21 protein-coding genes are annotated in these 16867 nt (G+C 68.8%); 11 read left to right on the top strand and 10 right to left on the bottom strand.

The window, feature by feature from the left end:
- Positions 1-34: 34 nt before the first annotated feature.
- The 10 genes from NNW99_RS38865 to NNW99_RS38820 all read right to left on the bottom strand — a co-directional run bounded on the left by NNW99_RS38865 (position 35) and on the right by NNW99_RS38820 (position 6933).
- Positions 35-208: a hypothetical protein gene (locus NNW99_RS38865; protein WP_255961419.1), complete on the bottom strand. Its 174-nt coding sequence runs from the start codon at positions 206-208 to the stop codon at positions 35-37.
- Positions 205-1857 (bottom strand): FtsK/SpoIIIE domain-containing protein, encoded by a 1653-nt coding sequence (locus NNW99_RS38860; RefSeq protein ID WP_255961420.1) that lies wholly within the window; start codon positions 1855-1857, stop codon positions 205-207. Before NNW99_RS38860 ends, NNW99_RS38865 begins: the two co-directional genes overlap by 4 nt.
- A gap of 230 nt (positions 1858-2087) precedes the next feature.
- Positions 2088-3191, bottom strand: a complete 1104-nt coding sequence (locus tag NNW99_RS39025; protein WP_305125239.1) for a hypothetical protein — start codon at positions 3189-3191, stop codon at positions 2088-2090.
- Positions 3192-3232: 41 nt separating this feature from the next.
- Complete coding sequence (locus NNW99_RS38850) at positions 3233-4102, bottom strand: hypothetical protein (RefSeq protein WP_255961421.1); 870 nt, start codon at positions 4100-4102, stop codon at positions 3233-3235.
- 113 nt (positions 4103-4215) lie between these two features.
- Positions 4216-4467 (bottom strand): hypothetical protein, encoded by a 252-nt coding sequence (locus NNW99_RS38845; protein WP_255961423.1) that lies wholly within the window; start codon positions 4465-4467, stop codon positions 4216-4218.
- Positions 4468-4605: 138 nt separating this feature from the next.
- On the bottom strand, positions 4606-4776 hold the full coding sequence (locus NNW99_RS38840) for a hypothetical protein (protein WP_255961424.1): 171 nt from the start codon (positions 4774-4776) through the stop codon (positions 4606-4608).
- Complete coding sequence (locus NNW99_RS38835; RefSeq protein WP_255961426.1) at positions 4769-4969, bottom strand: hypothetical protein; 201 nt, start codon at positions 4967-4969, stop codon at positions 4769-4771. The genes NNW99_RS38840 and NNW99_RS38835 overlap by 8 nt, the downstream gene beginning before the upstream one ends.
- Entirely contained in the window at positions 4969-5379 is a 411-nt protein-coding gene (locus tag NNW99_RS38830) for a hypothetical protein (RefSeq protein ID WP_255961428.1), read from the bottom strand. The genes NNW99_RS38835 and NNW99_RS38830 overlap by 1 nt, the downstream gene beginning before the upstream one ends.
- A 145-nt stretch (positions 5380-5524) precedes the next feature.
- A complete protein-coding gene (locus NNW99_RS38825; protein WP_255961429.1) occupies positions 5525-5938 on the bottom strand; it encodes a hypothetical protein in 414 nt (137 codons plus the stop codon).
- 227 nt (positions 5939-6165) lie between these two features.
- Positions 6166-6933 (bottom strand): hypothetical protein, encoded by a 768-nt coding sequence (locus tag NNW99_RS38820; RefSeq protein WP_255961431.1) that lies wholly within the window; start codon positions 6931-6933, stop codon positions 6166-6168.
- A 497-nt stretch (positions 6934-7430) separates the two neighbouring features.
- Here NNW99_RS38820 and NNW99_RS38815 point away from each other — a divergent pair, with 497 nt between their 5' ends.
- The 11 genes from NNW99_RS38815 (at position 7431) to NNW99_RS38765 (ending at position 16246) form a co-directional block, all read left to right on the top strand.
- Positions 7431-8240: a GntR family transcriptional regulator gene (locus NNW99_RS38815; RefSeq protein ID WP_255961433.1), complete on the top strand. Its 810-nt coding sequence runs from the start codon at positions 7431-7433 to the stop codon at positions 8238-8240.
- Between the two features lie 49 nt (positions 8241-8289).
- The gene (locus tag NNW99_RS38810; RefSeq protein WP_255961434.1) at positions 8290-8850 is read left to right on the top strand and encodes a UTRA domain-containing protein; all 561 of its coding nucleotides are present in this window, start codon (positions 8290-8292) and stop codon (positions 8848-8850) included.
- A gap of 76 nt (positions 8851-8926) precedes the next feature.
- A complete protein-coding gene (locus tag NNW99_RS38805; RefSeq protein ID WP_255961435.1) occupies positions 8927-9259 on the top strand; it encodes a hypothetical protein in 333 nt (110 codons plus the stop codon).
- A gap of 84 nt (positions 9260-9343) precedes the next feature.
- Positions 9344-9625 (top strand): helix-turn-helix domain-containing protein, encoded by a 282-nt coding sequence (locus NNW99_RS38800; protein ID WP_255961437.1) that lies wholly within the window; start codon positions 9344-9346, stop codon positions 9623-9625.
- A gap of 270 nt (positions 9626-9895) precedes the next feature.
- Positions 9896-11041: a hypothetical protein gene (locus NNW99_RS38795; RefSeq protein WP_255961439.1), complete on the top strand. Its 1146-nt coding sequence runs from the start codon at positions 9896-9898 to the stop codon at positions 11039-11041.
- Entirely contained in the window at positions 11038-12396 is a 1359-nt protein-coding gene (locus tag NNW99_RS38790) for a DnaB-like helicase C-terminal domain-containing protein (protein WP_255961441.1), read from the top strand. The genes NNW99_RS38795 and NNW99_RS38790 overlap by 4 nt, the downstream gene beginning before the upstream one ends.
- A gap of 112 nt (positions 12397-12508) precedes the next feature.
- A complete protein-coding gene (locus tag NNW99_RS38785; RefSeq protein WP_255961443.1) occupies positions 12509-13066 on the top strand; it encodes a helix-turn-helix transcriptional regulator in 558 nt (185 codons plus the stop codon).
- Positions 13067-13133: 67 nt separating this feature from the next.
- Complete coding sequence (locus tag NNW99_RS38780; protein WP_255961444.1) at positions 13134-14144, top strand: DUF6292 family protein; 1011 nt, start codon at positions 13134-13136, stop codon at positions 14142-14144.
- Between the two features lie 10 nt (positions 14145-14154).
- Entirely contained in the window at positions 14155-14562 is a 408-nt protein-coding gene (locus NNW99_RS38775; protein WP_255961445.1) for a hypothetical protein, read from the top strand.
- A gap of 578 nt (positions 14563-15140) precedes the next feature.
- Positions 15141-15521: a DUF3846 domain-containing protein gene (locus NNW99_RS38770; protein WP_255961446.1), complete on the top strand. Its 381-nt coding sequence runs from the start codon at positions 15141-15143 to the stop codon at positions 15519-15521.
- Positions 15522-15667: 146 nt separating this feature from the next.
- Positions 15668-16246, top strand: a complete 579-nt coding sequence (locus tag NNW99_RS38765) for a hypothetical protein (RefSeq protein WP_255961447.1) — start codon at positions 15668-15670, stop codon at positions 16244-16246.
- Positions 16247-16867 lie beyond the last annotated feature (621 nt).

The raw sequence follows: 16867 nt of genomic DNA, 5'->3' as shown, positions 1-16867 counted from the left end.
GCTCCTACGCCCACGACGGCTGCTGTGGAGGCTTTCAAGAGCGTTTCCCTCCCTTCTGGGCCTTCTTGGTGTTCTTGCTGGTCAGGACCGCCACCCGGGACCGCCAGGTGACCGCCAGAGCACCGCCACCCGAGCAGTTGCGACCGCCACCCGCGACAGCGGGTGGCGGTGGTCTGGCGGTGGTCTGGCAGTGCAGCGTGGCGGTCATGAATCGGACATAGCAGCGGCGGTGAGGTCGGCCAGCTTGTAGCCTCGAATGCCCCTGCTCCCCCTACCTGCTGCGACTTCCAGGAGTTGCGCGAGCTTCTTGCCGCGCTCCACCGGATCGTTTTCCGTGATCCCAAGGGCGGGGGCCAGTTCAGCGGTAGGCATGAACTCGACGCCCTTTTCCTGCATCAGGTCGATGGCCTGTTTCACCGGGGTCTGTGGCGCCGCTTCCAGCACCTTGTGCTGGCGTGCGGACATTTCGTCGACCACTTCCCACATGAACTCATCAGCGAAGTTGAATCCACGAATGAGCGTGGAAGTGCCGCCCGCGAACAGAACACCCTGCCCCTTGAGATCAGGGTTCAATTGCGTCGGATTGATCGGGGCGACTGTCTCGAAGTACGAGTCACCCAGAGCGACCTTGGCGCTGCCGATGGAATCCACATACAGGCAGAGCCTGTACACGAATTGACTTCGCACCTTCACCGGAATGGCATCCTTATCGGGACGCTGCGTCATGAAGATCGTAGAGATTCCCGATTCGAGCGCCATAGCGACGAGCTTGCGGGCCTTTTCTTCGATCCTCTGCGCCTTCTCCTTACCCTTGGGCGTTCCGTCGTCGGCGAAGAAGTTGGCTACTTCGTCCACGATGAAGAAGACCGGCTTGAATTTCGGGTCAGGATTCCTGTTGCGTTTCGCTTCTTGCTTCTGCTGGTAGCGGCCTTTGCCTCGGGCCGCCAGTTCGTCCACCATGTTCTCGAATACGGTCGGGTCATCGGTGGCTTCGTAGCGGACACAGTTTTTTTCGAATGCGATCAGCCCGCAGATTTTCCCGTCGAGCAGATACATTTCGAATTCGCCGTAGGCGAGGAGCAGGCAGGTGATCAGTCCGTTGATGAGCGTGGTCTTGCCCATCTGGGACATGCCCGCGATGAGCATGGACGCCTTGTCGAACGTCGGAACACCGGCCAGCTCGCCGGTGACGTCGTGTCCGAGCGGGACCCCGGCGAAGGTCTCGATCTCCCTGCGGGTCGGGGCCGGGAACGGGGTCGTGAACGGCGGTGCGTCCAGCTTGAGCAGCTTGACCCGGCGTTCGTTGTCGCGGCTGCGCTCCAGCGCCAGCTGCAGGCGGCTGACTCCGAAGTAGGCGGCTACGTTGTCCAGCCGCTTCTGCATGTCCTGGACGGTGCGGGTCTTGGGCAGCAGGAAGTCATACCGCTGGCCGGTGAGCACCGGAGCGATGGTGAATTCGTCGGCCCGGATCACTTCGGCCTTGTCGATGACGCCCGCCGTGCGCAGCGCGTCGGTCATCTCCGGGTGGACCGGAACTTCCGGAACGGCCTCCAGTAGCCCCTCTGCGCTCGCGGCAGGAGCATCCTGCTTGACCGCGGTGGCAGGCTGTGTGACGCCTCCTCGCAGCCGCTGCAGGGCTGTTCGGGCTTTCCAGGCCCCGTAGCCGAGTGCGACGAGTGCTCCGGTGGTGAGCGCGAGGGTGGCTGGCCAGGACAGGCCGAGCTTGTCCTTGATGGCTGCCAGGACGCCGGCTGCGATGGCGAGCATGCCAATCGCCCCGGCTGCTTGCCCGTACAGCTCGTCTTCCTGCTGCTTCTTCTGTTTGGCCACCCCTTCTCCTTCGGGTGTCTTGATCACGAGCGCGGACCGTAGACCGCACACCTTTTCGATTTCACGGGGTTTTCCTGACGTTGCGTGTCGGGTCTGCTCCCTCGGGTCTGCGAACTGCGTGTTCGCTCGCCGGGTCACTCGCCGAACAGGCCTTTTTCGACTGCGTGTTGAGCTTCCGGCAGTCGCAGCAAGGGCCAGCCCGCGCTTGCGGGCTGGCCCTCACTGGTGGTGCCGGAAAACGGGGCGGTCGCCCTCTGTCAGGCGTCCGCTTCCTCGTCCTCGTCGTCCTTCTCGCTCTCCTCCGTCGCGCCCTCGTTGGTCATGAGCGCGGACCAGGCGTGGCGTACGCGCTTCTCGCTGCCGACGAACTCGGCGCGGCGGAAGGCGGCGACGGCCTGGCGGTAGGACATGGGCGGGTCGTCGCGGTAGCGCAGGTGCCGCAGGACGACGTCGAGCTGGTCGTCGGTGAGCGGCTCGCCCGGCTCGGGCGTGGGCACGCCCGTCACGGTGGCGAGGTCGGCGAGTGCGGCGGCGTCACGCTCGGCGTCACGCCCACTGTGACGGCTGCCGTGACGGCCGGTCGGGTCAGCGTCCTGACCTGCGTGACTGCCCGTGACGCCCGGTTCCAGGGCGGCACGGGTCGTGGGCAGGGCGGGCGCGGTGGGCGTCCAGGTGTCCAGGTCCGGCAGGGCGATGGCCGCCACGGAGGCCGGCAGGACCTTCTCCGTCACCGCCTTCTGCGTCGCCTCAGCCTGCTCGTGCAGGTCCTTGGTCATCGACTCCTGCGCGGCCAGCACCGACAGGCGGTACGTGGTCTCGGCCTTGGCCACGCGCTGCTCCAGCGCGGTGGCCATCTCCAGCAGCTCGATGCGGTGGGCGGCGTCGGCCTCCATCGTCTCCAGCCTGTCGGCGACCTCCTGGCGCCGCTCGGCGATGGCGTGTTGGGTCTGCTGGGAGACCTTCCGGCCGAGCGCGGGCAGGGTGAGCCACCATGCGCCCTTCGTGGCCACGATCGCGACCGGGGTCAGGACCATGGCCAGGTCGAAGGTGTCCGGCCTGGACACGATCAGATCAGCGGTCGGGATGGCCGCGTTGATGAGCGTGAGGGCGAGCCCCGCGGCCATCACGCGCTGGGCGCGCAGCCGGTTGTTGCGGGCCAGGATCTCCGTGGCCTGGAAGACGACCCACAGCGCGTCCAGCGCGGCGACGGTCGGCACCGCCCAGGCCCCGAAGCGCGGTTCGAGGATGTGGTAGCTGACGCCGACCGACAGCACGGCCACGCCCAGGGTGATGACGCCCAGGACGGTCAGCACCATCCCGCGCGCGGAGGCCTTCGCCCCCAAGGTCTTGATGCTCTGCACGGTGATGTCCCTTCTTCTGTGATGCCGGTGGTGGCGTCGGCTCAGTCGCCCATGCCGGACAGGCGGGCGACCTTGGCGACGTGGGCTTCCTGCTCGTCGACGAGTCGACGCACCTTCGAGTGCAGGGCGTCGCTGAAGTAGCCGTCGAAGGCGTTGCCGACATGCCACTGCGCGCCCCCGGGGTAGCCCGCGGCCGCCAGGGCCTGAGCGGGGATCAGGTCGGCGTAGAGGTGCTTGCTGTGCACGTGCGCGATATCTACCGCCCGCTCGTCGAAGGCGTCGGCGGCGGCCAGGGCGCGCTCCTGGGCGTCGACCAGGCGGGAGATGGCGGCCGGCCATTCGGTAGCAGCCTGCGGCGTGCGCAGGTGGGCGTAGGCCGACTCCAGCGCCTTGGCTTCCCGCTCGTAGGTCTTCCACCGGTCCGGGGCGTCCCTGACGATCTCGCGCAGGTCGGCGACGTAGGCGGCGTCCTTCCACTCCCGGTACGCCTGGTCGTACAGCTCGCCCAGGATGTGGTCGGCCGCTTCCCGCAGCCGGTGCTCAACCCGGTTCTCCGACTCCGGGACGTACTTCAGCCGCGGGTCGTCGTACCGGGAGGGGGGCACCGTCGGCGCCTTCTCCCGGCCGGTGAACGCCGCGAACGTGAAGCGCAGGCCCCAGCCGGACGGGTTCGGCTCGACCTTGCGGAGGTACGGCGGCAGATGCGGCGCCAGTCGCTCGAAGATCTGCCGATGTTCGTCGGCCGTGACGATGATGGTGTCCAGGGGCATGCCGACTCCTTGGTCAGGGGTGGAGGTTCCGGTGCGGCGGCCGACATCGGCCGTGCCGCCGGACGTCGCCGCAGTGGTCGGCGCCGGGTGCGGCAGCTCGGAATCGTCCAGGGGCGTGCGTAACGGAATGGTGCTGGCCATGGGCTGTCTCTCCTGTCGGGCGGGACTGGTGGCCGCTGTCCGGCTCCCCTGGACCGCGCCCGGCCCCGGCCGCGTGGTGCTGGTGCGGCGGGGCCGGGCGGGTCAGGCAACCGTCAGTCGGCGGAGGTGAGCTGGTGGTCGGAGGGGTAGCCGCGAGCGACCAGGGCGGCGGCCAAGTAGTCGGCGGCCTCCTCCTCGTTGATGCGCAGCTGGTGGCGCGCGAAGGCCAGACAGGCGACCTGCGCGGGGGTGATCCGCTCCCACGCGGCCGGGTCCGAGGACAGCACCGCCTCTTCTCGGACCAGGTGCACAGCAACCCGCATCAGTCGGGAGTGCCGCTGCCGTGCTCGTAGCGTCTTGAGCATCTGGGTTCTCCTTTTTGCCGGGCTGTCCGGCTCCCCTGGACCGCGCCCGGACCCGTGCTGGCGTGAGGGGCACGCGAGCAGAGGGCCGGGCGGGTCAGGCAGCCGCCAGAGGTGGCGATGACGGCTGAGCGGGATGGCTCAGCGGGGGCGCTTGCGCTGGAGGTAGGCGTCCTGCAGCCGTGTGAACGACTCCCACAGCCGCGCGCCTTGGCTACAGCGGGCTTGGTCGGTGCACGAGGTGCAGACCTTGGCGTGCGTTTGGTGGGCGCCGTGTGCTGCCTGGTAGCGCTGGTACAAGTTGTCAGGCACGTGGGGGTCTTTCGTGGTGCTGGCTGGACGGATGGAGATCGGTGACGCGGTGACCCGCCTCCCACGCGGCTGCGGCGGCCATCGCGGCGGCCGCGAGCAGCACGCGGGCGAGAGGGTGGTGGGAGCCGACCGCGAGGGCGGCCCGGGCAGCGTGCTGCTGCGCTGCCCGGGCCGCCTGTATGAGGTGCGGCATCAACGCCCGAGGGCCTGGCACGCGTCGCACGTCCAGGCGGTGGCCGGGACGGGCACCGCGGCGATGACGCCGAACCAACCGCCGCAGGAGGAGCACTGGTTGCCGCTGCCCGTCGCGGCCGGCGCGGGCGCGGCCGAGGCGGGCGGGCAGTTGCTCGGGTCGCAGGACCAGCGCCCGCACAGCGGGCACGCGTCGCCCGCCATCACCGGCCGGAACAGCGTCAGCACCGGCTGACGCTCGTAGCCGGGCACCATCTCCTGCACCGTGCGCCGCGCCCGCCGGCCGGGCTCGACCCGGGCGTCGGCCGCGCGCACCATGCTCGTCAGCAGCTCCCCGAGCTGGCGGTGCGCATCGGTCGCGTCGAGGGCTTCTAAGCCGGAACGGGGACGTGTCATGATCGTCGTGGTCATCGGGACCTCCGTTGTCCTTTGACCAGACAGCCCCGGAGCTCTGACCTTCCGGGGCTGTCACCGTGTGGCTGGCCGGACGGCCAGCCACGGCCCGCCTCCCACCCCCGACGCTCTGGTGGGGTGGGAGAGGGACCGTGGCGGATCGTCAGGCAGCAGGCGCGAATGCAGCCGACGGCGCGGCTTCCTTGGCGGGGCGGACAAGGTAGTCCGAGGTCGTCCACACCGAACCGACCGCGAAGGGCTGGCCGTCGGGACGCAGGGTGTCGCGAACGATGACCGCCCACCGCGCACTGCCCCGGCGCAGCAGCTGCGCGGCCTCGCTCGGGTTGGTGATGAGCGCCAGGACCTCGAACCGGCCGTTGACGTTCTGGTAGATGGCGCCGGGGCCGCGGGGTCCGACTTCGTCCTGGGTGCGGGGCAGGCTGATGACGGTGGGGATCACGCTGCGGCTCCGATCCGGTCGGGCGAGGGCGAGCTTGTCGTGCTGCGCGGTGCGCTGCGGGTGGGGACGGGCCGGGGTGGGCCGGTCGGGAGTCCGCTCGTGCGGGACCGGTGTCATGCTGGGCAAGTTGGGTCGTCCTCTCACGAAGGGTGACCTGCGAAAGAGCCCCCAGGAACGCACTCCTGGGGGCTCGTCGCGCGAGTGCGTCCTGCGCACTCCACCGGCCACCGGCCCCGGTTATGGGCACGGTCGGCGATGGGCAGCGCAGGCTGCGGGGAGGCCCGGCAGAGGTGGCGGTGCCGGGGCGAGAGCAGTCACAGCCGCTCGCGCATATGGTGGGTGGATCAGCGCGCTGGGTGCTTGGGCCGGATGGTGTCCAGCGGGACCGGCGGGCTGTCCAGCGGGGCGTCGCCTGCGGGCAACATCATGCGCCGCTCGTCGGCCCGGTTCACCTGGGAGGCCACCCGGCGCCACTGCTGTGTGCGCGGGATGGTCGGCGTGGCGGCGGCCCGCAGCGCGCTCTCGTGCTGTTCGTGTGCCAGCCGCACTGCGGCGTCGGTGTGGCCCATGCGGATCTCCAGCTCACGGCCGATGGAGCAGCGAGCCCGCCCGGTCCGGCACATCCCGCACTCGCTGCGGTGCTCGTTGACGGCGTCCCGGGCCCGCGTCTGCGCGGCCAGCAGTCGTACGCTCGGGCCAGGCACGGAGGCCACACGGTGCAGCGGCGTCGGGACAGCTGCTCGGGGCTTGCGGTTCACCCTGCCGCTGCGACGTCCCACCGCAGTGGCATCAGCCTCAGCGACCTTGTGGCCCCATTCGGTGACGTCCACGTCGATGGTGACCCGGCGGTTGCTGCCCGCCGTGCAGCGGCGCGGCTCAGCGGTCTCGGCCCGGCCGGTGTGATGGGGCACCAATTTCGGCGTGCCCAACATGCCGGTGATCGGGACCCAGGTGGAGCAGTCGGGGCAGACCAGGTGCTCCTTGCCGGGGGTCAGGTCGAGCTCGGTGGCCTTGAGGTCGGAGGCGACGATCGGCGCGCGGTGGCTGACCGTCTTGGTGCGGGTCTTGCGGCGGCGCTTGCTGGCCTTCGGCATCACGGGCGTTGTGTGCATGGGGGACTCCTCGTGACTGGAGAGACGGGGCGCGTCGCGGTGCCCTCTCCGCCCGCCAGGCCGCTCGGATCGATCCCGGCGTCCTGATGGACGGACAGCGCATCTGCGCTGCGACGTGCAACTCGGGAGCCACACCAGCCAAGAGACTGGCCCGGGGGATTTGGTGTTCGTATCAACCCCGGCCCTCCCCGTAAGGGGAAGGGGCTTCCTCGTGTCTTGCGGCCGATGAGCGACTCCGAAGCGAGCCAACACACCATCGGCTACGCCCTGCATCCGGCTACTCACCGCCTGCGGGGCATCTCGATTAGAACCCCGGTATCCCCCTCAGGTCAACCTGTCTAGCTAACTTCTTCTCAACACCCCCTCTGAACTGCGAGTTTCTGGTACTCATTAAGCGACAACGAGTCCCGGCTTTCGGGAAACAACTAGACATGCCATGCTGTGCGCATCAGGTAGCGAGATCCGCTGCCCGCACGATGCGCACGGAAGGGGGAGCGGTGGCCGCCAAGCAGAGAGAGCCGGGAAAGGTTGAACGGATCGCAGCCGAGATCCGAGACAAGATCGCGCGGGGCGTACTTGCGCCCGGGTCACGCCTGCCTGGCGTGCCTCAACTCCAGAAGGAGCACGGCATCGCCTACCAGACGGCCCGTGACATCTACGGCCTACTGGAGAGCGAAGGGCTCCTGGTCTCTCGGCGCGGTAAGGGCACATATGTCTCGCTGGTGCTCGGCAAGATCGTGAGTGAGCGAAACCGGCGGTACCTGCCGTCGCTGCGCGAGGCCGGCGGAGCCGTGGGTGCATTCGAAGCGGAAATGCGCGCCATGGGGTTCGAACCGCGGCCGGTGATCCTCACCATCGCAAGGGACGTGCCTCCCAAGAAGGTTGCCGAAGCCTTCGAGATGCATCACCGTGCCAAGACCCTCAAGCGCGAGCGGATCATGCCCGTTGGGATCCCTGGCAACTCCGAGGCCGAAGAGGTCGTCCAGGTTGCTACGTCATGGTTCCCCCAGGACGTAGCGGACGCCTGTCCCGTGCTTGCGGAGAGTAATACGGGTACTGGGGGCAGCAAGTCCCGCATGGCCGAGGCCGGGTTCAAGCAGGTACGCCTGCGAGAGGAGATCGAGGTCCGCTCTCCGACTGAGGCGGAAGCCAAAGCTCTAGGCGTCCCGGCCGAACAAGCCGTCATGGAGATCACCCATAAAGGACTGACCGCAGCCGGCCGAGTGGTCGAGATCGGCCTCCACGTCCTGCCGCGGTCGAAATGGCGCCTGGCCTATGAGTGGGTGATCGACACGCCCGACGCCTGACAACTGCACGCGCATTCAGTAAGCAATCCCAAGAAGGAGCACGCACTACATGCCCAGCAACAGCATCGACAGCAGCGGCACGATCCTGCGCGACGCGCGCACTCGCTACACCACGAGCCAGCGCGAGGAGGACGGTGCGCACGGCGCCTTCGACGCTGAACTCCGCCGCACCGGCCGCACCCCGCGCACCGAGGTTTCCGTGAGCCGCGCGGCCGCGCCCGCCGACGTCGCCGAGCTTCTGGGGTCGACTGACGCAGTCGTGGTCCGCAGCCGGGAGATGTTCGACGGCGACCGCCTGGTCCAGCTGGCCAGCACCTACATTCCGGTCGACGTGGCCGAGGCTGCGGGTATCGAGCAGGTGGACACGGGCGTCGGCGGCATCATCAGCCGGATGAAGGAGGCCGGGTACGACCAGGGCGACACGGCTGTGGAAGATGTGGAGCTTCGACCTGCCACCACGGAAGAGGCTTCCCGCCTCGGACTGAGCGAGGGCGAGCCGGTCATGACCGTCACTCACATCGGCCGCACGCAGGAGGGCCGCGTGGTCGAGGTCACTCAGCATGTGCTGAGCAAGGGCTGGAAGCTGCGCTTCGCGGTGCCGCTGGCCTGAAGTTCAGGCTCCCCGGCAGGAGCTGGGGAGCCTGTTCCCACCCGTTCCGTCATTGAGGCACCAGGAGCCGACGCCCATGAACGCCGACAGGCGCATGACCAGCGAGGAGCTGCTACAGGAGCTGCGCGCCGCGCTGGATGCTGATACCGGGTGGGTGCCCGCTCTTTGTGCGCCCAGTGGCCCGGCCGGCCTTCCTGCCGACGCAGGACTCAGCATGGTCGTGGGGCGGCTCCTGGAGTTCGCCTCCGCTCCAGGAGTTCCTGCCCCCGTGGCGCTGACGCTCCAGCGCTCTGCGGAGGCCGCAGACATGGCTCTCGTGACCGAAGGCGCCGCCCAGTACGGCCACTTGGGCGCGGCTTACGCCTACCTGACACAAGCGCGAGGGCTCGTCGACCGCGACGACCGGTAAGGCCAGCGACGCGCCGTCAAATGCCATGGATCGAGTGCCGATTTATGTATAGTTCCGGATCATGTACGGGAGGGGGAGTACGCAGTGCCTGACCTGACCGAAGCGGTGGATGCCCTGCTCTCGCGGCCAGACCTCATGCCGCCCCCGGAGATCCGCGCGCGTCTCCGGAAAGCCGACGGCCTCACCCAAGCCGAGGTGGCAGCAGTGTTCGGCGTCACCCGAGCCGCGTTCAACCGGTGGGAAGTCGGCGCAGCACGGCCGCGTCGACGTCATCTGGACGCGTACGTTCGGTTGCTGAACGGCTGGGCTCAGAAGCACCCACAAGCCGCACAGGCGTTCTTTCCGGCCGCCTCGGGCGAGGGGTGAGAGCCCTGATGCGAATCCGAGCCCCGTAATGCAGAGAGGCCCCTGTCGCCACAACAGGAGCCTCTCTCAAGTCCGACTCATCCGAGCTAGCCACTCTGAGTCGTGATCCGGTGAGGTGACCTCGCCGGGGTGATGCCCGTGGGCCCTTGAGCCCGCGCAGTCACCTATACCCAGAGTATGCGCATCAGATTGCGCAACGCCACTACTCCGGGATTCTGCTAGGTCACATCAGCTGGTCGCGGCTCCCCGACCTGGGGAGATGTACCACCGTTGCGTTACCAGCAAGAGACTCCGCGTCCGGAGAAGGATGCGGCGACGGACCTTGAGGTCCGTGCGACTTACGCCAAGAAGTCGGAGTTCGCTCCGCACGTCACGATCGCCGAAGAGACGTTCTTCGGGCACGGCTGGCAGCCGCTCACGATCGCCTTCGCCCAGGCGCTGTGGTTCCTGCCGTCCAACCAGACCTTCGATGTCCCGTTCCTGGTGTCATGGCTGGAGCAGCTCGGCTGGAAGGGCGCCAACGGCAAGCCGATCGGTGCGAACGTCGTGCGCCGGGAGCTGGGCCTGCTGCGCGAGGCTGGCTACGTCCAGACCCACCGGCTCCGGGGGGAGGGTGGCAAGGCCGTTGGCATCCAGTACGCCGTCTCGCAGCGCCGGACCGACCAGCCCGAGACCGGATCCTGGATTCCCGCTCCTGACGATTACCGCAGCTCAGACCACGTGCCACCAATGACCACATGTGGTCAGTCACCACATGTGGTCGATGGTGAAAAGCCCAGCTCAGACCACGTGCCACCAATGACCACATGTGGTCAGTCACCACATGTGGTCGATGCTGCAAAACCGCAGGTCAAACCACGTGGTACCAATGGAGTTCACCCCCCACACCCCCCGGAGGAGGAGGATTCCTCCTCCCCTACCCCTCCATCGCGTCCCACGGGTTCGCTTCCGTCACAGAGGGAGGAGGGGCCGGAGTTCTCTCCGGAGGAGATCACTGCGGCTGTGGACTTCCTGCAGCAGATGCAGCGGTGGCAGGCGGGTGCGGCCACCGCCCGTAGCTGCGCGCCCAAGCTGCTGCGCACGATGCGCGAGCAGGGCTGGCCGTCCCTGGCGGGTGCCGATGCCGAGTACCGCGCCTTGCTCGAAGCCGAGGTGCTGAAGAACACCGGTGGCGCTGCCTCCTGGACCAAGTGCCTGCCCGGGTGGGTGCGGGACCTGCGCCGCTACGCGCTGGTGCACCCGCAGGCCACTCCCGCGCAGGGCAGCAGCGCGCGGCCGGCGGCTACGCGAAGCGTCATCGAGGCCTGCCCGGAGTGCGATGAGTACGGCTGGCTCCTGGACGACGACGACAACGGCCCGCAGCGCCGCTGCACGCACCCCGGTGTCACCCGCAGCGAAGTGGAGGCGGCCAAGTGACCACGCAGACCCTGGACAACGAGCAGGCCGTTTCCGTGGACGCGGAGCGCCGCGCGCTGGGCGCCTGCCTGATGGCCACCCCGGCCTACGACCCGGTGGCCGACGTGGCGAATGCCGTGCGCGAGGGCGACTGGTACGAGCCCGCGCACGAGCTGGTGTGGTCGGCGGTGCAGCGGCTGCACGGCGCCAGCCGCCCGACCGGACTGCCCGCGGTGGAGGCGCAGCTGCGCAGCACCGGCGACCTCGAGCGCGTCGGTGGCGTGGTGGGCCTGTCCCAGATCGCCAGCGATGCCTGCTCCTCGGCCGAGGCCGGCCACTACGCCGACCTCGTGCACGGCTACGCCCAGGTGCGCCGTTACCAGGCGGCGCTCGTGCGCGGGATGCAGGGCGCTCGCCTCGCGGACCCGTTGTCGGTGCCGGAGACGATCGCCGTTCACCAGGCGGAGCTGGAGTCTCTCGCGGCCGACAGCCAGGACGACGACGACACCTTCGGCCGGTTCGGCGACCACCTGGACGCGCACCTGGACAGCCTGGCCGTCTCCGTCCCGGCAGCGGCCGTCACCGGGTTCACCGACCTGGACGACCTGATGAAGCTGATGCCCGGCCAGATGATCCTGGTGGCCGCCCGCCCGGCCATGGGCAAGAGCGCGTTCGCGCTCGGCGTCGCCACCGCCAACGCCCGCAAGGGCGGCCCCACGCTGGTGCACAGCCTGGAGATGGGCCGCGCGGAGGTCAGCAACCGCATCCTCTCGGCCCGGGCGCGGGTCGCGTTCCACCACATCCGCGACGGCGTCGACAGCCTGACCCAAGACGACTGGGACCGGCTCGACCGCTACACCCCGGAGCTCCGGGGGTTGCCGCTGTGGATGGACTACAGCGCCCGCGTCAGCCCCGCCAGGATCCGCTCCCGCATCAAGACCGTCATCCGCGAGACCGGCCGCGCACCGCTGGTGGTCGTGGACTACCTCCAGCTGATGCAGACCGACCAGCGCAACGCCCGGCAGTCGACCTACGACCGCGTCACCGAGATCAGCCGCGAACTCAAGATCCTTGCCTCCGACACCGGCGCCGTGATCATTGCCCTGGCCCAGCTCAACCGCGGGCCCGAGCAGCGGCAGGACAAGCGGCCGGCGGTGAGCGACCTGCGCGACTCCGGCGCCCTGGAGCAGGACGCCGACGCGATCATCCTGCTGCACCGCGAGGACTACTACGAGCCCGAGTCCGGGCGCGCCGGGGAGACCGATCTCATCGTGGCCAAGCACCGCAACGGGCCCACGGCGAACGTGACCGTGGCCCACCAGTTCCACTACAGCCGACTGCGCGACATGTCCGGCGCGGAAGAACCGGCCCTCTAACCGCCCTGGACGCCGCTGTACGGCGCGATCATGGCCCGGCCGGGCACTTCCCCCGGCCCGGCCATGATCGCCCCACAGCGGCCCACACAGCCGATCTTGAACGGAGGCACCGATGGGCATCATCGGAGACGGCCTTGAACGCGCGGACCGGGAGGCGTTCACCCGCCCCATCCCCAAGAGCGCCGGGGCGCAGATGCGTTACCTGGTCAAGCAGCTCAAAGGCACCCGCGCCGCAGCCGAGTTGCTCGGCGTTTCGCAGCGCACCGTGGAGCGCTACGTCAAAGACCAGATCCGCCGGCCGCGGGCCGACCTGGCCCAGCGCATGGCCGACGCGGTGCGCGAGCGCTGGCAGCCGCAGGTGCGCAAGCGCCGTCAGCGGCAGGCCGCCACCACGGGCGGGATCACGGTGGAGACCCGGGCCCGGTTCGGGTACACCGCGCCCGTCGGCACGACCGACGACGGACGCTTCCGGCGCCTCACTGTGCACCTCCCCCCGGCCTACGCACAGCGCCTGTTCGACGCCCGCGACACCGGAGCCAGCGACCAGCAGATGCGCGGAATCATCGCCGACGGCTTCAAAGAGATCTATTTCCAGGATGGCGGTGCACGCGCAATGGGCCTGTCAGATGTGGCTATCACCGACATCGATTACCTGGATCTCGACTATTGATTTCCGCTGCTCAGTGGAAAAGGAACTACTTTTGAATTCCGGTGGTTCGCCGGATTGGGAGGACCGAATGATCCGCGCCGGACGCCGGCACCTGGTGCGCACCCTCGCCGACATCGCCGCGCAGCAGGGCATCGCCGTGCAGACCCTGATCAACTCAGGACGTCTCAAGGCCGAGGCCTTCCCCGCGCCGCTGAGCGCGGGCCGCACCCGGCTCTACGACGGCGAGCAGGTCGACGCCTACCTCGCCGGGCGCCCTGTCCCGGCGTTGCCGACCGCGGACGATGACGAGGACCTGCTCGACCGCCAGGAGGCCGCTGCGCTGCGCGGGATGGACCCGGCCGCCTGGGACCGTCGGAAGAAGGACCCGGCCGTGCATGAGCACCTGGTGCTCGTGGGCGGAGTCGAGCACTGGCCCCGCCACGTCGTACGCGACCACACCCCCACGCCCCGCCGCCCCAGCAGCGGCGGCGGGGGCCGTCCCGCGGGCGTCGGCGACCAGGTTCCCCGCGATCTGCTCCCGGCGCGTGTCGCGCAGCTCCTGGACGACGATCCCGCCCTCACCGCGGCCGGGGTCACCGAGCAGCTCGGCGTACACCGCAACACCGCGCAGGCCGCGCTGACGGCCCTGCGCGCGGAGCGGATGGCCGACGTGATGGAGCAGCGCGGCATCACGGCCGCGCAGGCCGCTGCCGCGCTCGGCTACCCCGCCGGCCTGACCCGCCGCGCGAGCATCCGCTCGGAGGCCATCGTGCGCGGCCGCCAGGCACGCCCCTACCTCGCCGACGTCGCCCGCGCCCTGCACGCCCGCGGCTGGACCAGCACCGACACTCCACCGGCCGTCCAACACCCCGAGGGGGAAGAGTGCTTCGCCGCGCTCGTGCTGGACAGCCCCGAAGCGCCGGCCGCGGCTCTCGTGTGGTCCGAACGGCACGGCTGGCGCACTTCGACCTCCCGCCGCCACCCGCTCGGCCGGGGCGCAGCCTGGCCCCCGCCCGGCCCCAATGTGCGCCACCTCGCCACCGGCACCACCCCCGACCCCGCCGACCTCGTGCACGCCCTCGCAGCACCAGCTGACTAGGAGACGCTCTGTGAAAACCCAGCTTCCCGACTGCGGCTTCGCCCCCGACGGTCCGCTCGACGTCTACGCCTCCTCGATCACCGCCGCCGACGTCGCAGCGATAGAGACCTTCCTGGCGGCCCGGATCGACGAACTGGCCACCCGCTACCGGCCGACCGCTCCAGAGACCCGCATCGCCCAAAGCCTCTACGAGACCGCCGGATACCAGCTCGATCTGCTGAAGGACACCCTCGCCGCCTCCACGCGCGAAGCCCTCAAGGAACGGCTGGACCTCTGGAACGGCCTCGTGCACACCCTGGAGCCGTGGCGAGGCACGCCCGGCCACGACGGCGAACGCTGGCGCCTGATCACCTGGACCGACGAAACAGCTCCCGTCCGTGCCCGGCGTCGAGCCGCCCAGCGCCAGAACGGGCGGTAAGAACCGCTGTCACAGCTCTGACGGGCCCCCAGGACGTCCCTGGGGGCCCTCGCCATCTCCGCTGCGAGGCAGTGACACCACAGGCGCAGCAGGGGCGCAGCAAGGGGCAGAGCCCGCCGCGCCGAAGTCCCCTTTCCCAGCTGGAGTAGCGGGCCGGGGCCCGGCCGCCGCGCCGCCGGGGCGTGTCTGGGGTGCTGGCGCACCCCAGACCGCGCGCTGCGCGCGCTCACGCCCGGGTGCTGGCAGGCCGTCGGTCCGCTGCGCTCCCCGACCGCGCGCTGGCGCGCTCGCCCTGCCACCACCCTCGCCGGGACCGCTGCGCGGCCTACCGGCGGCCTGCCCGGTACCGGGGCAGACGCTGCGCGCTGCCCCGCCGTCTGCGACGGCCGGACAGGCAGATCCGTACCGCTGCGCGGTGCGGATGGGCGGTGCGGCGGCCGGGCCCCTGCCCGCTACTCCAGCGCGTTGACCTGCGGAAACGCTTGGATCGGTGCCTAAATTGCGATACACTTTTCTTGTTGGTCGGCGGTGGCAGTCGCCCAACACCAAAGACCCTTACGCACTGAAAGGGGACACCCATGTCCGCAGCACGCTTCGCGCTCGTTCTCCGCCCCGACGCTTCGTTCAGCGTCATCGAATGGCCCCACTCCACCGACAACCTCAACACCCTTTACTGCGAAATCGGCTGCACCAGCATTGCCGCTGTCGACCTTTCACCCAAGGTCTGCATGTGGCTGGATGACGAAGGACTGCTCAAGAACTCCCCCATCAACCACTTGGCCATGCTGCTCTATTCGATCTCCGCGCCCATTCACCAGGCCTACCACGGCACCGCCGTATTCACCGGAGGCCCCGACGCCCGGGGCAACACCAAAGGCCTGACCCTCGACCGCTGCAACGCCCTTCTGGAGCTGGCAGGGATCGACGCGCCGACGGTTCCCAACGCGCGTACCAGCTGATGCACAAACGGCGGTGGGAGGCCCGCACAAGCCTCCCACCGCCACCCCCTCTCACTTCCTTTCGCGCGCCGCCGGCCTGAGTTGAGCGCCCATCGAGGCCGCTCCTCACCGCCCCCTCTCGCGCGCCCACCCCACCAAAAGGAACCATGATCCCGGTCAAGTGCACCGAGCAGCAGCGCGCCGCCTACACACAAGCCATCATCGACCAGTGGCACGCAGCCACAGCCGACCAAAAGCGACGCGGAAACCAGTGGTACGCCATGGCTCACCAATTCGCCGCAGAGATCGCAGCAGGCGACACCCACAAAGGCGCGGGCGTCCTCGCCGCACTCTCCGCCAACAAGAGCTGGTCCGAGAATTGCCGGTTGGCCCGGAAGGCATTCACTGAAGGAAGCGCGAGCGGACACGTCCGCGACGCAATCACCAAAGCAAACCGAATTATGGCGGGCACCCACCCGAGCGAAGTCCTGCCCATGCACATCAAAACCGGATTCTTCTACCTGTGCATTGCCAACCCAGAGAACCCCGACGCTGTGGTAATTGACCGTCACGCGCACGACATCGCCGTATGCGAAATCTATGGACAGCGGGACCGAGGATTGGGAGCGGTGGGCCGCTACAACCTCCTGGCTGACTGCTACCGGGCTGCTGCGGGGCAAGTTGGTGAAGTCCCTAGCAGGGTCCAGGCGGTTACGTGGGTGGCCCACATCGAGCGCCAGCGATGACCAGAGAGGGGGTCCCGTTCAGTTCCCCGGGTGGTGCTGTGGGATCCCAGTCTCTACACAGCTCATCACGTGATGCACAGCAGCTTGGGGTGTGGGCTGGATTCGCCAAAGGTACATGCTGCATCATTTGATGCAGGGGGCCGGGAGGTTGGTTCCAGAGTTGGTCTGGCCCTCGTTTTGAAGTTTCTTGATGGGGCATCAGTTCGGGGAGGGTGTGGGCCCGTTCTGCGGATTGGTCCGAAGTTTTCGGTGAGGGAAGCACCGGGCACGGCCAGGCGGTGGGGGTGGTGGGCCTGGATCCCAGTTGCTACACAGGTTGAGGCGTGATGCACCCTCACCTAGGTGCCCGGCGGAGCCGGTTGGGCGGGAGCGCAGCGGACGCCCTCCCGGGGAGCGCAGCGGACCGGGCCCAGGATTGGAGCGCAGCGGAAATCCGGATTCCCGCGCAGCGGGAATTGCTAAACTCGCGGAGCGGGTTTAGCGGAAGGCGCGCAGCGCCTTTCTTGAATTCGCGAAGCGAATTCCGCTTTCCAACGCGCCAGCGCTGGAATACCACTCCGCGCAGAGAATTGCTGCGGAGGTTCTGGGTAGTGCGGTGCCAACGCCCATGTACGTAACTAG

It is taken from the genome of Streptomyces sp. CRCS-T-1 (genome assembly GCF_024442335.1).
Lineage (GTDB): Bacteria > Actinomycetota > Actinomycetes > Streptomycetales > Streptomycetaceae > Streptomyces > Streptomyces koelreuteriae.
The sequence above is the reverse complement of the archived record's forward strand: the minus strand, read 5'-3'. Positions and strand labels throughout refer to the sequence as shown.

Coding starts and splice junctions, on each gene's coding strand:
- NNW99_RS38865 (WP_255961419.1), bottom strand. CDS start 208: ATGACCGCCACGCTGCACTGCCAGACCACCGCCAGACCACCGCCACCC.
- NNW99_RS38850 (WP_255961421.1), bottom strand. CDS start 4,102: ATGGCCAGCACCATTCCGTTACGCACGCCCCTGGACGATTCCGAGCTG.
- NNW99_RS38845 (WP_255961423.1), bottom strand. CDS start 4,467: ATGCTCAAGACGCTACGAGCACGGCAGCGGCACTCCCGACTGATGCGG.
- NNW99_RS38835 (WP_255961426.1), bottom strand. CDS start 4,969: ATGCCGCACCTCATACAGGCGGCCCGGGCAGCGCAGCAGCACGCTGCC.
- NNW99_RS38830 (WP_255961428.1), bottom strand. CDS start 5,379: ATGACCACGACGATCATGACACGTCCCCGTTCCGGCTTAGAAGCCCTC.
- NNW99_RS38825 (WP_255961429.1), bottom strand. CDS start 5,938: ATGACACCGGTCCCGCACGAGCGGACTCCCGACCGGCCCACCCCGGCC.
- NNW99_RS38820 (WP_255961431.1), bottom strand. CDS start 6,933: ATGCACACAACGCCCGTGATGCCGAAGGCCAGCAAGCGCCGCCGCAAG.
- NNW99_RS38810 (WP_255961434.1), top strand. CDS start 8,290: ATGCCCAGCAACAGCATCGACAGCAGCGGCACGATCCTGCGCGACGCG.
- NNW99_RS38805 (WP_255961435.1), top strand. CDS start 8,927: ATGAACGCCGACAGGCGCATGACCAGCGAGGAGCTGCTACAGGAGCTG.
- NNW99_RS38785 (WP_255961443.1), top strand. CDS start 12,509: ATGGGCATCATCGGAGACGGCCTTGAACGCGCGGACCGGGAGGCGTTC.
- NNW99_RS38780 (WP_255961444.1), top strand. CDS start 13,134: ATGATCCGCGCCGGACGCCGGCACCTGGTGCGCACCCTCGCCGACATC.
- NNW99_RS38770 (WP_255961446.1), top strand. CDS start 15,141: ATGTCCGCAGCACGCTTCGCGCTCGTTCTCCGCCCCGACGCTTCGTTC.
- NNW99_RS38765 (WP_255961447.1), top strand. CDS start 15,668: ATGATCCCGGTCAAGTGCACCGAGCAGCAGCGCGCCGCCTACACACAA.